Annotated in this window: 13 protein-coding genes; 11 read left to right on the top strand and 2 right to left on the bottom strand. The window is 67.1% G+C overall.

All coding sequences use genetic code 11. From position 1 onward, the window contains the following. Positions 1-12: 12 nt before the first annotated feature. The 3 genes from otsB (at position 13) to B9C43_RS18745 (ending at position 4342) form a co-directional block, all read left to right on the top strand. The gene (gene otsB, locus B9C43_RS18755; RefSeq protein WP_084427876.1) at positions 13-2550 is read left to right on the top strand and encodes a trehalose-phosphatase; all 2538 of its coding nucleotides are present in this window, start codon (positions 13-15) and stop codon (positions 2548-2550) included. Between the two features lie 92 nt (positions 2551-2642). Next, positions 2643-3188 (top strand): RNA polymerase sigma factor, encoded by a 546-nt coding sequence (locus tag B9C43_RS18750; protein ID WP_084427874.1) that lies wholly within the window; start codon positions 2643-2645, stop codon positions 3186-3188. Continuing rightward, a complete protein-coding gene (locus B9C43_RS18745; protein ID WP_084427872.1) occupies positions 3185-4342 on the top strand; it encodes a hypothetical protein in 1158 nt (385 codons plus the stop codon). The genes B9C43_RS18750 and B9C43_RS18745 overlap by 4 nt, the downstream gene beginning before the upstream one ends. Here B9C43_RS18745 and radA read toward each other — a convergent pair whose 3' ends face one another. After that, complete coding sequence (gene radA / locus B9C43_RS18740) at positions 4343-5710, bottom strand: DNA repair protein RadA (protein ID WP_084427870.1); 1368 nt, start codon at positions 5708-5710, stop codon at positions 4343-4345. It abuts the gene before it with no gap. 277 nt (positions 5711-5987) lie between these two features. Further along, positions 5988-6695, bottom strand: coding sequence for a hypothetical protein (locus B9C43_RS18735; RefSeq protein WP_084427868.1), 708 nt, complete (start codon positions 6693-6695; stop codon positions 5988-5990). A 275-nt stretch (positions 6696-6970) separates the two neighbouring features. On the opposite strand from B9C43_RS18735, the gene B9C43_RS18730 reads away from it, so the two are divergent. From B9C43_RS18730 to B9C43_RS18695, 8 genes are all read left to right on the top strand, one after another. Then, positions 6971-7465, top strand: coding sequence for a CarD family transcriptional regulator (locus tag B9C43_RS18730; protein WP_033392499.1), 495 nt, complete (start codon positions 6971-6973; stop codon positions 7463-7465). A gap of 15 nt (positions 7466-7480) precedes the next feature. After that, on the top strand, positions 7481-8056 hold the full coding sequence (locus B9C43_RS18725) for an IspD/TarI family cytidylyltransferase (protein WP_327222589.1): 576 nt from the start codon (positions 7481-7483) through the stop codon (positions 8054-8056). Further along, positions 8053-8547 carry a 2-C-methyl-D-erythritol 2,4-cyclodiphosphate synthase gene (gene ispF, locus B9C43_RS18720; RefSeq protein ID WP_084427864.1) on the top strand — a complete coding sequence of 165 codons (495 nt, stop codon included), beginning with the start codon at positions 8053-8055 and terminating at the stop codon, positions 8545-8547. The genes B9C43_RS18725 and ispF overlap by 4 nt, the downstream gene beginning before the upstream one ends. A 9-nt stretch (positions 8548-8556) precedes the next feature. Then, positions 8557-8952 (top strand): PPOX class F420-dependent oxidoreductase, encoded by a 396-nt coding sequence (locus B9C43_RS18715; RefSeq protein WP_033392501.1) that lies wholly within the window; start codon positions 8557-8559, stop codon positions 8950-8952. A gap of 18 nt (positions 8953-8970) precedes the next feature. Then, positions 8971-9636, top strand: coding sequence for an HAD family hydrolase (locus B9C43_RS18710; RefSeq protein WP_084427862.1), 666 nt, complete (start codon positions 8971-8973; stop codon positions 9634-9636). 31 nt (positions 9637-9667) lie between these two features. Next, complete coding sequence (gene cysS, locus B9C43_RS18705; RefSeq protein ID WP_033392503.1) at positions 9668-11059, top strand: cysteine--tRNA ligase; 1392 nt, start codon at positions 9668-9670, stop codon at positions 11057-11059. A gap of 1 nt (position 11060) precedes the next feature. Continuing rightward, positions 11061-12020 carry a 23S rRNA (guanosine(2251)-2'-O)-methyltransferase RlmB gene (gene rlmB, locus B9C43_RS18700; protein ID WP_084427860.1) on the top strand — a complete coding sequence of 320 codons (960 nt, stop codon included), beginning with the start codon at positions 11061-11063 and terminating at the stop codon, positions 12018-12020. Between the two features lie 701 nt (positions 12021-12721). Then, on the top strand, positions 12722-14155 hold the full coding sequence (locus B9C43_RS18695; RefSeq protein WP_033388383.1) for an MBOAT family O-acyltransferase: 1434 nt from the start codon (positions 12722-12724) through the stop codon (positions 14153-14155). The last annotated feature ends 89 nt before the right edge of the window (positions 14156-14244 follow it).

Raw genomic sequence — 14244 nt, 5'->3', positions numbered from 1 at the left:
CGAGGAGAAGGCGTGACTGCCGAGGCTCTCCCCGCCGAACTGAGGCGGGCGATCGTTCAGCTCGCACGCACCCCCCGACTGTTGGTCGCGTGCGACTACGACGGGACGCTTGCGCCGATCGTCGAAGACCCGGAGAAAGCACGGCCCCAACCGGAATCCGTGCACGCGCTGCGTTCGCTTGCCGGTCTGCACGAGACCACCACCGCGGTGATCTCCGGCCGGGCGCTGCGCGACCTCGCGACGATGTCGCGGCTGCCCGCCGAGGTGCACTTGGTCGGCAGCCACGGATCCGAGTTCGACATCGGCTTCGTGCACTCGCTCAACGGACCCGCGCGGGAACTGCACACCAAGATCGAGGCCGAGCTCGAGCGGCTGGTCGACGGGGCCGAAGGCGTCCACCTCGAGGTCAAGCCGGCCAGCATCGCGGTGCACTACCGGCGGGCCGAGCAGTCGATCGCCGACCGGATCGCCGAGGCCGTCCGCACCGGTCCGTGCACCTGGGAAGGTGTGCAGGTGACCGAAGGCAAAGCGGTCATCGAGCTCGCCGTGGTGCAGACCGACAAGGGCCACGCCCTGGACGTGCTGCGGCACCAGATGGGTGCGACGGCGGCGATCTTCGTCGGTGACGACGTGACCGATGAGAAGGCCTTCGCCCGGCTGTCCGGGCCGGACCTCGGCGTCAAGGTCGGCGGCGGCGAGACGCTCGCGCAGTTCCGCATCGACGACACCCCCGCGGTGGCCGCGATGCTCGCGTTCCTGTTGGAGGAGCGCAGGAACTGGCTGTACGGCGAGCAGGCCACCCCGATCGAGCGGCTGACCATGCTGGCGAACGAGCGTTCGGTCGCGTTGCTGACACCCGAAGCTCGCGTCACCTGGTTGTGCCACCCGGAGCCCGACTCGGCCGCGGTGTTCGCCGACCTGCTCGGCGGCCCGAGCGCCGGGCACCTGTCGATCACGCCGGAACGCGGCGGTCTTCCGCTGGGGCAGCGTTACCTGCCGGGCACGATGACCGTGGAGACCCGCTGGTCGGGCCTGCTGGTCACGGACTACCTGGAGCACTACGCCCAGCCGCACCGCACGGACCTGATCCGCACGATCACCGGCAGCAGCCGGGCGATCGTCGAGTTCGCGCCGCGCCCGGAGTTCGGCCAGGTGCCGGTCAAGCTGGTGCGCAACGAGAACGGCCTGCGCGTGGTCGGCACGTCCGACCCGATGGCGCTGCACTCCCCCGGCGTGGACTGGGAGATCACCTCGGACGGCATGCACGACACCGCCCGGGCGATCGTCAGCCCGAACGGCGAGCCGGTGCTGCTGGAACTGCGTTGCGGCACAGACGATCTGGCACCGGACCCGATCCCGGAGCCGGAGCGCAAGAACCGCGCCAACCGGTACTGGACGGAATGGCTCGGCTCCTTGCGGTTCCCGGAGGTCGAGCGGGAACTGGTGATCCGCTCGGCGCTGACGCTGCGCGGCCTGTGCCACAGCGAGACCGGCGGGATCATGGCCGCCGCCACCACTTCGCTGCCCGAGGAGATCGGCGGCATCCGCAACTGGGACTACCGGTACTGCTGGCTGCGTGACGGCGCACTGACCGCGAAAGCGTTGGTGTCGCTGGGTTCCACCGCCGAGGCCGAGGCGTTCCTCAACTGGGTGCACGGGGTTCTGGCCACGGTTCCCGGCCCGGAGCGGCTGCACCCGCTGTACACGTTGGCCGGCACCGGTCTTGGCCCTGAGGCCGTGATCGACACGCTGCCCGGCTACGCGGGTTCGCGGCCCGTGCGCGTCGGAAACCTTGCCAACCAGCAGGTTCAGCTCGACGTGTTCGGCCCGGTCGTCGACCTGGTCGCGGCGCTTTCCCTGGCACGCGGGAAACTCACCGACGACGACTGGAAGATGACCAACGCGATGGCCGAGGCCGTCGCGCGCCGGTGGGAAGAGCCGGACCACGGCATCTGGGAAGAGCGGCACCGCCCGCGCCACCACGTGTACTCCAAGGTGATGTGCTGGCTGACCATCGACCGGGCCATCACGTTGGCGGAAACCTATGGCCGCCAGCCGAACCCGGAATGGCACGCGCTGCGCGACAAGATCGCCACGGACATCCTGACCAAGGGCTGGAACGACGAGGTCAAGTCGTTCACCACGGCCTACGACGGCACGGACCTGGACGCGGCGTCGTTGTTCGTCGGCCTGTCCGGCCTGCTCGACCCGTCGGACGAGCGGTTCGCCTCGACCGTCACCGCGATCGAGGCGGAGCTGCGCAGTGGGTCCACTGTGTACCGCTACCACCGGGACGACGGCCTGCCGGGCAACGAGGGCGGCTTCCACCTGTGCGCCGCCTGGATGATCGAGGCGTACCTGATGTGCGGCCGCCGGACCGAGGCCGAGGACCTGTTCGCGCAGATGGTCGACTGCGCGGGCCCGACCGGTCTGCTTCCGGAGGAGTACGACCCGATCGCCGAGCGCTCACTGGGCAACCACCCGCAGGCGTACAGCCACCTCGGCCTGATCCGCTGCGCGCAGCTGTTGAGCGGCGAGAAGCCAGTCTGACCAACTGAGCACAGAGGCCGGGAGTCGAGTTTCGATTCCCGGCCTTTTTCTCGGAACGATCGGGCAGGCTGCGGGCAATACCCGTTGTGACGATGGCGAGCGTGGAACGGCCGGATCTCACGGGCTCCGACGCGGACAGGGTGCTCGCGCGGCTCTACGACGAGCACGCGCGTGGTCTGCACCGATATCTGGCGCGGCGGCTCGACCCGGCGACTGCGGACGATCTCGTGGGCGACACGTTCCTGCTCGCGTGGGAACAACGCGACCGCTACGAGCCTGAACGGGCAACAGTCCGTGCATGGCTCTACGGCATAGCCACGAACCTGTTACGTCGGCACGCCCGTAGCGAAGTTCGGGGGTTACGGGCGACTGCACGTGACATCGGCCGCGCTGATGTCGGCGAAGGCACCGACGCCGTGGCTGTCTCCCGTGCGGATGCCAGCGTGCAGGCTCGCAAGTTGGGCACCGCGCTCGCCAAGTTGCGCCAAGAGGAACGGGACGTGCTGCTGCTCGTGGCCTGGGCTGGTCTCAAGCCCAGCGAAGTGGCCGAGGCACTCGACATCGACGGTGGGACCGTCCGGTCGCGGCTGCATCGCGCCCGCTCCGCACTTCGGGACCACCTGGGAGCAGAGCGATGAACGACGTTGACCTGGACGAGGCGCTGGCCGCATTCCGTGCGGACGTACCGGAGATGACCGAGGACGCGTTCCTGCTCGGCAAGGTGCGCCTGGAAGCGGCGACCGAGCCATGCCCGGAGCCGTTGCCCGAACCAACCCCACTCACCGTGCGGACCGAGGTGCTCAACGTCCAACGTCGGCGCAGGCCGTCGATGCGTCGGCGGTTGGTCCCTTGGCTGACTGCCGCGGCTGCAGTGCTCATTGCGGTAGGAACGACGGTCGCGTTGCGGAGCAACGATCACCAGCCAGCCGCCGGTCGGCCGGAAGTGAACAAGACCTATCCGAAGGCGCCACAACGCCCGGCACGGATCCCCAGCGCCACGCGTGGCACCCCATTGCCTCCGGTCAGCGTCGTGTACAACGCAGCAGGCGAACTGACCGCCAGCGACCTGCCACAACAGCCCGGCCAATACCTGACCATGGGCAGGTACGAGTGGGGCATGCCGGGCATGGTGCGCGGGGATATCCGCGGTGCGATGGACATGGACAGCGAGGGCTTCTGGGAGGAATGGGTGCCCGCTGACCGGTCCGGTGTGTGGCGGCTGGTCAGGGACGTCGACACCCGGCGCGCCAACACCCGGGACCAAGACGAGCCGCAGTGGCCGACCATGGTCTCCGGATTGTCCTACCAGGAGGGCACGTTCGAGGCGCCGAAGGGCGAGTACTTCCCGCCGACGCAAGGCACGTGGACCGATCCGACCGAGCAGTTCATCGCCGGCCTGCCCCGCGACCCCCGCGAGCTGTACACCCGGCTTGCCGCGGACGCCGCGGAAACACCCGACCCACCTGGCGTCGCCGTGCAGTTGGCGGGTTCGTTGCTCAACCGGCCCGTACCCGCCGACGTACGCAGGGCGATCTACCAAGCGCTCAGCTATCACCCGTGGGTTCGGGTGTCGACAGACGCGCGAACCCGTGACGGCCGGGCCGCCGTGTCGCTGACGGTCGACAACCTGGAAAGCACTCGGTCGGTCGTGCTGCTGATCGACCCGGCGAACGGCTTGCTGATCGGCACGCGGGAAATCCGGATGGTGGCCGACCACCCGGACTCCCCTGCCGGGACGGTGGCCAGCGAGACCACCACCCACTGGGCCGTGGTCGACGGCCTCGGGAAGTAATCAGCGCTTGGACAACGTGTCGACGAGCGTGCGCAAGTCGGGGACGACGGTTGCCCTGATCTCCGGGGGCAACCGGCCGGAGTCCGGCGGGATCAGCGCGCGTTTGAAACCAAGGCGCGCCGCTTCGGCCAACCGCCTGCCGACACTGCCGACCCGGCGTACCTCACCCGCGAGACCGACCTCGCCGATGATCACCATGTCGTTGGGCAACGGGATGTCCAGCTTGGCGCTCGCGACCGCCATCGCGAGCGCCAGGTCACCCGCCGGTTCGATGATCCGCATGCCGCCCACGGTCGCCGTGAAGACGTCTGATTTGCCCAACGGCAGGCTCGCGCGCCTTTCCAGTACTGCCAGCACCTTCGCGACCCTCGACGCCTCGAGGCCGTTCACAGCGCGCCTCGGCATCGGCGCTTCGGTGTTCGCCACGAGCGCCTGAACTTCGCCCAGCAGGGCACGTTTGCCTTCGGTGATGACCGTGACGGCCGTGCCCGCGACACCTTCGACCCGGTTGCTCATGAAGATCCCGGACGGGTCAGGCACGCCGACGATGCCTTCCTCGACCATCTCGAAACAGCCGACCTCGTCGGCCGCGCCGAACCGGTTCTTCACACCGCGGACGAGCCTCAGCGACGAATACTTGTCGCCTTCGAACTGCAGAACGACGTCGACGAGATGCTCAAGGACCCGCGGACCGGCGACCGATCCCTCTTTGGTGACGTGGCCGACCAGGATCACCGGCAGGCCGCGTTCCTTGGCCAACGCGACAAGCGCCGCGGTCACCGCTCTGACCTGCGTCACGCCACCCGCCGAACTCTCGACCGCTGGCGAGGACATCGTCTGCACGGAGTCGATCACGAGCATGGCCGGCTTCACGGCGTCGACGTGACCGATCACTGTGGCCAGGTCGCTCTCCGACGCCAGAAACATCTCCTGGTGCACGTTGCCCGTGCGCTCGGCGCGCAGACGGACCTGGCCCGCGGACTCCTCGCCGGTGATGTACAGCGCGCGGCCAGGCGAATCCTCCCGCGCGACCCATTGGTAGGCGACCTCGAGCAACAGAGTCGACTTGCCGACGCCGGGCTCGCCGGCCAGCAGGACGACGGCCCCCGGGACCAGACCGCCGCCCAGAACCCGGTCGAGCTCGGGGACTCCGGTGCGCTGGGCCCTGGCGGACTCGACGTCCACTTCGGCAATCGGCCGTGCCGGGGACGCCGGGGCGCCCGCGACGACCTTGGCCAGGGCCGGCCTGGCCGCCGCGACTTCTTCGATGGTCCCCCAGGCTTGGCACTCGGGGCACCTGCCGAACCACTTGGCAACGACAGCACCACACTCGCCACACCGGAAGGCCGGGCCCGACTTCTTCGCCACGCAAGGCAACCTATCGGCAAGGTCCGACAGTGTTGGATTGTCCTCGCTTCGCTCGGACGGGCTTGGTCGCCAAAGCAGCCCCGTCCACAACAGCAATTCTCGAGGGGGTCCCCCTAATTTTCACGCTACCGCAGGGATCCGACAGTTTCGGCGTTGGCGCAGGTCAGAGCCGAGCTGGGCGGACTGCGGGACTCTTGGCACGCGGAGTGCGATCAGGCGCCGGGTAGCCAAAGGGCCCGGCATCGCAGTGATGCCGGGCCCTTCGCCTTTTGCTTTGTCAGTGGCCTCCGCCACCACCGCTACCGCCTGCGGCGGGCTGGCGCGGCGTGGTCGGCACGGCGATCGGGACCGGGATGGTCACCGAGCCGCTGCGGAAGGTGAAGGTCAGCTCGATCGTCTTGCCCGAGCGGATCTCCTCGCCGATGCCGGTCAACAGCACGGTCACCTTGCCGATGGTCACCGGCCGCTGCGTGGTCGTCGTCGGCCGCGGCGTCGTGGCGGTGGTCGTCGCACCCGAAGCCGGAGTACCGGAGCCCGAAGTCGCAGCCCCGGAAGTGGGCGCTCCGGAAGTCGGGGTGCCAGAGGTCGGCGTGCTGCTCGTGGTCGTCGGGCGCGACGAAGATGTCGGCAACCCGCCCGCGGGCATCTCGAGGATCAGCGACCGACCGGCCGGGAGGCTCTTGTCACCCGTGATCGTCACCTGGCCCGCCGGCGACGTGATCGAGACCAGTTCGTCGTCGGTCAGCGCACTGTTCACGAGCGTCCCGAGCACCACTGCCGTCGAGCCGGGCTCGTAGACGCCCTGCGGTGGGTACGCGAGCTGGATGTCGCGGACGGCGATCGGGCCGACGTCTCCTTCACCGCCGTTGACGGCCGGCTCCATGCCGGCGGTCTGCGAGATCTGGCCGGCGCCGCAACCCGCGAGTGCGAGCGCGATCCCGACCGCCGCTGTGGCGTAGCGCAGGCTGTGGCGTACACGACTCACGTTGCCGGTCCTTCCTGGGGAAAACGCGTCGGCCCGAAGGGTATCCGGCGGCTTGGTGCCCCTCGCGGGCACCTCGCCGAGATGATGTCCACAAAGGATCCGGGAGTATCCCATCAAGATCGTTAATTGTCATCTTGATGCATGCCCACATGTATTTTGTCAACCCCCAGGCGGTCCATCCTCGTGCCGCTGACCTGCGCTTACCCGTCTCACACCGGGCTGAGGGGGATTGCGGGACGTGTTAGAATGGAGTCAGCGAAAGGGGCAGAGGACACATGGTTTTCAAGGTCGGAGAGACCGTCGTCTACCCGCACCACGGTGCCGCTCTCATCGAAGCAATCGAGACACGCGTGATCAAGGGCGAGGAGAAGAAGTACCTCGTTCTCAAGGTCGCGCAGGGTGATCTCACGGTTCGCGTACCCGCAGACAACGCCGAGATCGTAGGCGTGCGGGACGTCGTCGGCCAAGAGGGTCTCAACCGCGTCTTCGATGTTTTGCGCGCTCCTCACACGGAGGAGCCGACCAACTGGTCACGGCGGTATAAGGCCAACCTGGAGAAACTCGCCTCTGGCGATGTGAACAAGGTTGCCGAAGTGGTGCGAGACCTCTGGCGGCGTGAGAAGGACCGTGGCCTATCCGCTGGCGAGAAGCGGATGCTGGCCAAGGCTCGACAGATACTGGTGAGCGAGTTGGCACTGGCGGAGGGCACCGACGAGGACAAGGCCGAGGTCCTCCTCGACGAGGTTCTCGCCACAGCCGCGGCGGTCTAGTCCACCCCGCAGTACGTGAAACACAGCAGAGTGCAGAGTTCCGTCGCGCTCGCGGTCGTGCCGGCGACCGGAGTGGTTTCCGTACATGGCATGCCATTGACAGAGCGTGCCGTGCGTTCCCTGCTCACAGCAGGGTGCGTACGGCACGTTTTCATTTGTACCCCCATTAACCTCGAATTCACGCGGCCCGACTGCACAGTTGTCGTCGGTGATCTTCATACCGCGCTGAATACCGCGATCGAGATGTTTCCGGACATTCGGTTCGGCTTGATCCACGACATCGAACGCGCGGAAACGCCGACCGAAGTGATCGAGTCCGTCGTCGACGAACTCGAGCGCGGCGCGCAAGCCGTCATCCCGGTTCTCCCGTTGACCGACACGGTCAAAGAAGTCGATCCGGACGGCCGGATCCTCGGCACCAGGGACCGTTCCGAGCTGCGAGTCATGCAGTCCCCGCTGGGTGCGCCGATCGAGCTGTTGCTGAACGCCGAAGACCCGCGACGTCTCGGTGTTCCACTCAGCACGGTCCCTGGCCATCCGCATGGGCTGCGCATCCGCACAGAGATCGACGTCGCTAGCGTGACCCCGTGATCCCACGGGTAGGAACCGCCACTGACGTCCATCCCATCGCCGCCGGTCGTGACTGCTGGATCGCGGGACTGCTATGGGAAGGCGTCGACGGTTGCGACGGCCACTCTGACGGCGACGTCGCCGCGCACGCACTCTGCGACGCGCTGCTCACGGCCGCCGGGCTCGGTGACCTCGGGGCTGTTTTCGGCACCGGCGACCCGCGCTGGGCCGGGGCGCACGGCGTGCAGTTGCTCACAGAGGTCCGCCGCCGCCTCGACGAGGCCGGTTTCCAGGTCGGCAACGCGTCCGTCCAGGTCATCGGGAACGCACCGCGGATCGGCAAGCGCCGCGCCGAGGCGGAGACAGTCCTGTCCGAGGCCGTCGGCGGCCCCGTGTCGGTGTCCGGGACGACGACCGACGGGCTCGGCCTGACCGGTCGTGGCGAGGGCATCGCCGCCATCGCGAGCGCCCTCATCGTGGAACGTTCAGTGGACGGCGGACAACCGCACTAACCTGGCCGCATGGTTGCTCTCCCAGACAAAGTCCGTGCCATCGTCGACGGGAAGAACTTCGCGACGATCGCGACCGTCAACGCCGACGGCAGCCCGCAGACGTCCGTGGTGTGGATCACGCGCGATGGCGACGACCTGCTCGTGTCGACCGTGAAGGGCCGGTTGAAGGACCGCAACCTGCGGCGCGACCCGCGGGCGAGCATCTCGGTCTTCGACAGCGAGAACCCGTACAGCTACTTCGAGGCCCGCGGCACGGTGACGTTCACCGAGGAGAACGGCTTCAAGCTGATCAACGACCTGTCGCTGAAGTACACCGGCAAGGACTACACCGGTGACGAGGGCACCGACAACGTGCGCGTGATCGTCCGGCTCACTCCGGAAAAGCTCACCGGCTACGCCGTCTGAAGCGCTTAAGATGGGTGCATGAACTTCCGAGGGGTCCTGTTCGACTACTCCGGCACGCTGTTCCGGCTCGAGCCCGATCTGTCCGGGCTGGTCGACCACGACGGCAACCCGCTGGACGGCGAGCGGCAGGCCGAGATCATGCGCCGGATGACGGCTCCGACCGGACGCCCGGAAGGGCTGCCCGAGCGGCTCTACGACCAATGGCACCGGCGTGATCTTGACCCGCCGCTGCACCGCGAGCTCTACCTCGCGGTTCTGCACGGTTCGGGGGTCGGCAACCCGGAACTGCTCTACCACCGGATGCTGGATTCCACGAACTGGGAGGCGTACCCGGATACCGCGGCCGCCTTGAAAACCTTGGCGGCAGCCGGAATTCCGGTCGGCGTGGTCAGCAACATCGCGTGGAACATCCGGCCCGTGTTCGAACGGCTCGGAGTCGCCGATCTGGTCACCGAATTCGTGCTGTCCTTTCAGGAGGGTGCGGTCAAGCCGGATCCGCGGATCTTCAGCGTCGCCTGCGAACGCCTTGGCCTGCTGCCCGAGCAGGTGCTGATGATCGGCGACAGTGAAGAGGCCGACGGCGGCGCGGCCAAGATCGGCTGCTCGGTCGCGATTGTCGATCCGCTGCCCGTCGGTCAACGGCCGAACGGACTGCTTGACGTACTGGCCGAGAACGGTTGGTAAAGCCGATTCACGGCTCCCGTACCATCTCTTTGTGACCCTTCACCTGTACGACACCGCGACCCGGAGCACGCGGGAGTTTCATCCCGCGCGGAACGGAACGGCGTCTATCTACGTGTGTGGGGCCACTGTGCAGGGAATTCCGCATATCGGCCATGTCCGTGGCGCGCTGAACTACGACGTGCTGCGTCGTTGGCTGGCGCATGGCGGCCTGGACGTCGTTCTTGTTCGCAATGTCACGGACATCGACGACAAGATCCTGAACAAGGCGGCCGAAGCGGGCAGGCCCTGGTGGGAGTGGGCACAGACACACGAGCGCGCGTTCGAGGACGCGTACGACGCGCTCGGCTGCTTGCCTCCCTCGTACATGCCGCGCGCGACCGGGCACGTGACCCAGATGGTCGAGCTGATGCAACGCTTGATCGACAAGGGGCACGCGTACGCGGCCGCGGGTGACGTCTACTTCGCCGTGAGCACGTTCCCTGCGTACGGCGCGCTTTCCGGCCAGAAGCTGGAAGAGGTGCAGCAGGGCGAGAGCGCGGCCGAGGGCAAGCGGGACAGCCGCGACTTCACGTTGTGGAAGGCCGCCAAGCCCGGCGAGCCGTCGTGGCCGACGCCGTGGGGACCTGGTCGTCCCGGCTGGCACCTGGAGTGCTCGGCGATGGCGACGACGTACTTGGGCAGCGAGTTCGACATCCACGGCGGCGGGATCGACCTGATCTTCCCGCACCACGAGAACGAGCAGGCGCAGTCGCACGCGGCCGGTGACGGGTTCGCCCGGTACTGGCTGCACAACGCCTGGGTGACCATGGCGAACGAGAAGATGTCGAAGTCGCTGGGCAACGTGGTCTCGATCCCGGCGATGCTCGACAAGGTGCGGGCCCCGGAACTGCGCTACTACCTGGTCACGCCGCACTACCGGTCGACGATCGACTACTCGGAGCCCGCACTGGCCGAGGCCGTGTCGGCGTACGGGCGGATCGAGACGTTCGTGCGCAACGTGACCGGCAGGCTCGGCGCTGTCGAGCTTGGCGAGGTGCCTGCCGAATTCACCGCGGCGATGAACGACGATCTCGGTACACCCGCGGCTATCGCGGTTGTGCACAACACGGTCAGGGAAGGCAACATCGCGCTGGCGTCCAACAAGGACGCCGAGGCCCGCGAAGCAGCGGCATCGGTTCGCGCGATGATGGACGTTCTCGGACTCGACCCGTTGTCGGACAGGTGGTCAGAGGAGTCCACAACGGACGCAGCACACCGCAACGCGCTGGCCACATTGGTCGACGCGATGTTGGAAGAGCGGCAGCGGGCGCGCACGGAGCGAGACTTCGCGGCCGCCGACGCGGTGCGGGACCGCCTGCTCGCCGCGGGAATCACCGTCGAGGACACCCCCGACGGTCCACTATGGACATTGAAGGACAGTTAGCGTGGCCGGGAACTCAAGGCGTAAGGGCGCGATGCGAAAGCCCGGCACCAAGAAGGGCGCGGTGGTCGGCTCCGGCGGACAGCGCCGCAGGGGCCTGGAAGGCAAGGGCCCGACGCCCAAGGCGCAGGATCGCCCCAATCACAAGGCTTACCGCAAGTCAGCATCGACGACGCAGAAGCGCCCGGAACGGCGCAAGGACGCCGGCCCGACCTCGGAGTTGGTGGCCGGGCGCAACCCGGTCGTCGAGTGCCTGCGGGCCGAGGTGCCCGCGACGGCGTTGTACGTCGCACTGGGCGTGGACGCGGACGATCGCGTCACGGATGCGGTGCGAATGGCCGCGGACCGGGGCATCTCGGTGCTCGAGGTCTCGCGTCCCGAGCTGGACAAGCTCACGCACAACGCCGTGCACCAGGGGCTGGCGCTGCAGATCCCGCCGTACGAGTACGCGCACCCGGACGACTTGCTCGAAGCAGCCAAGAACTCCGGTGAAGACGCGCTGCTCGTGGCGCTGGATGGTGTGACGGATCCCCGCAACCTGGGTGCCGTGATTCGTTCCGCAGCGGCTTTCGGCGCGCACGGAGTGGTTGTGCCGCAACGCCGTAGCGCGAGCATTACCGCCGTCGCATGGCGGACGAGCGCGGGCACGGCGGCCAAGCTGCCGGTGGCCGTTGCGACTAACCTCACTCGGACGTTGAAGGACTGGGCTGACACTGGGTTGATGGTTGTCGGTTTGGACGCCGACGGGACGATCACTGTTGATGAGCTGGAGCTGGCGAACGGGCCGATCGTGGTTGTTGTTGGGTCTGAGGGTCGCGGGTTGAGCAGGCTCGTTCGTGAGCGGTGTGATAAGACGGTGTCGATTCCGATGGCTGCGGGTGTTGAGTCGCTGAACGCTTCGGTGGCTACGAGTGTTGTGCTGGCTGAGATCGCTCGGCGACGCCGGATAGTTGGCCGGATCTAGCAGGGGCTGAGACGGGGCGCTCGGCTCACTGCGGCGCTTCACGGTGGTCACCACGGCGCGCTGTGTTGTTGGGTCGGCGCGCTATGGCTCACCGCGGCGCGCGCTGTGGTCGCCTTCGGCGCGCTGTGGGCCACCTGCGGCGCGCGCTGTGCCTACTTCGGCGCGCTGTGGTTCTTTCGGCGCGCTGCTGTGAGGGGTCGGCGCGATTTGGTGTGGAGCCTCTGCGCCGCAAAGGACAGGGAAAGCGGGCAGGACCTGCGGCCCTGCCCCGCCGACAAGCTTATTTGCGGCGCCACTCCACACAAAATCGCGCCGACTACTGCTTAGGGCGCGCCTCCGCTTCGGTTGGGGCGCGCCTCGTTGGTGGGCCGGGGCGCGCCTTCACTCTGGTTGGACGCCCCTTGGGCGTTGGCACCTTTGGCTGCGGGTTGAGCGCTCCTTCGTTGTGATTGGGGCACCTTCGCTGTGGACTGGGCGGTCGCCTCTGCTTGTCTGCCCCTCTTTCTGTCAGACCCTCTCGGTACTTTGGGTCATCGGGGGGTGCTCAGGTCAGGGGCCGATTTGTGTCGGTGGTGTGCCGTAGGCTCGCCGGGTTGGCTGTGCCTTGCTGTCGGTCTGGGGTTGGCGTGCGGGATCTGACCACGTTCACCCATTTGGTCGGATAGGGTCTTCGAGGCCCTGTCCTTCCAACGAGGTACTCGATGTCGTTCGCCAGCCCGCTGTTCCTGTGGTACTTCATGCCGACGGTGCTGGCTGCTGTCCTGATCGCGCCGCGTAGTTGGCGTAACGGCATCATCGCGGTCGCCAGCATCTTCTTCTATGCGACCGCTGCGGGTTCGGACACTTGGCTGCTGTTGACCACGATGGTGGTCAACTTCTTCGCTGGGCCGTTCCTCGAGCCGGATCAGTGGGATCGCAATCGCAAGCAGCGCAGGGCGATCTTGTTCGCGGTGATCGCGTTCGACCTCGCTGTGCTGGCGGTCTGGAAGTATGCGGGGTTCGCTACTCAGCAGATCGCCGCGTTGGCGCAGATCTTCGGGGGCGATTTCCCGGTGGCGGAGCTGGCGCTGCCGATCGGCATCTCGTTCTACACGTTCCACCACATCTCCTACGCGGTCGACATCTATCGCGGTGAACGGCACGCGGCTCGCAACCCGGTCTCGTTCGTCACGTACATCGCGATGTTCCCTCAGCTCATCGCTGGTCCGATCGTCCGGTACCGGGAGATCGCGGATCAGCTGCCGCAGCACCGCAGTCATCGGCTCGACGACATCGCGGCCGGCTTCCCCCGGTTCGCGCTGGGGATATGCAAGAAAGTCATCATCGCTGACTCTTTGTCGCCGTTCGTGGACGCGTGTTTCAGCACGCCCGACGACCAGATGACGTTCGCGATCGCCTGGCTCGGCGCGATCGCGTACACGCTGCAGCTGTACTTCGACTTCTCCGGGTACTCGGACATGGCCATCGGGCTTGGGCGGATGCTGGGTTTCCGGCTGCCGGAGAACTTCGCTCGGCCGTATTCGTCGGTGACGATCACCGAGTTCTGGCGGCGCTGGCACATGTCGTTGTCCCGCTGGTTCCGTGATTACGTCTACATCCCGCTTGGTGGCAACCGGCACGGCGCCGCGAAGACGTACCGCAACCTGTGCATCGTGTTCGTGCTGACCGGTTTCTGGCATGGCGCGAACTGGACTTTCCTGGTGTGGGGCATGTTCCACGGGGCGCTGCTGATCATCGAGCGCGGCTTCCACCTTGAGGAGGCGCCGTCGCGCCAAGGCGCCAAGATCGCTCGCCGCGTGCTGACGATGCTGCTGGTGGTGATCGGCTGGGTCTACTTCCGCGCCGATGACCTGACCAGCGCGATGAACATGGTCGGCCACATGTTCCTGCCGGACTTCGACGGCCTGACCGACATCGCCGAGAGCGCATTGACCAACCAGCGTCTGGTCGTCATGGTGGCGGCGTTGGCGATCCTGTTCATGCCCGCGCACCCGGTCACCGGACCGCTGATCGAGTCCTCGACCAGCAAGCCTGCCACGATCGTCCGCGTCGGCGTGATGACCGTCGGCCTGGTCTACGCCGCGATCCTGGTGGCGTCCGGCACATTCAGCCCGTTCCTCTACGTCAAGTTCTAGGCCCGTGGCGAATTTGTGCCACGTGTGCCGCTGGGCATTTCTGACGCTCTGTCGATAACCTGCGCGCGTTATGTGAGAGCGCTTCCGAC

The sequence above is a fragment of the Kibdelosporangium aridum genome (assembly GCF_900176515.1).
GTDB lineage: Bacteria > Actinomycetota > Actinomycetes > Mycobacteriales > Pseudonocardiaceae > Kibdelosporangium > Kibdelosporangium aridum.
This window is presented reverse-complemented; position numbering and strand designations above follow the sequence as displayed.

Bases quoted from the DNA above. Each gene is read 5' to 3' on its own strand.
- B9C43_RS18750 (WP_084427874.1), top strand. From the start codon at position 2,643: ATGGCGAGCGTGGAACGGCCGGATCTCACGGGCTCCGACGCGGACAGG.
- B9C43_RS18745 (WP_084427872.1), top strand. From the start codon at position 3,185: ATGAACGACGTTGACCTGGACGAGGCGCTGGCCGCATTCCGTGCGGAC.
- B9C43_RS18730 (WP_033392499.1), top strand. From the start codon at position 6,971: ATGGTTTTCAAGGTCGGAGAGACCGTCGTCTACCCGCACCACGGTGCC.
- B9C43_RS18715 (WP_033392501.1), top strand. From the start codon at position 8,557: ATGGTTGCTCTCCCAGACAAAGTCCGTGCCATCGTCGACGGGAAGAAC.
- B9C43_RS18710 (WP_084427862.1), top strand. From the start codon at position 8,971: ATGAACTTCCGAGGGGTCCTGTTCGACTACTCCGGCACGCTGTTCCGG.
- B9C43_RS18695 (WP_033388383.1), top strand. From the start codon at position 12,722: ATGTCGTTCGCCAGCCCGCTGTTCCTGTGGTACTTCATGCCGACGGTG.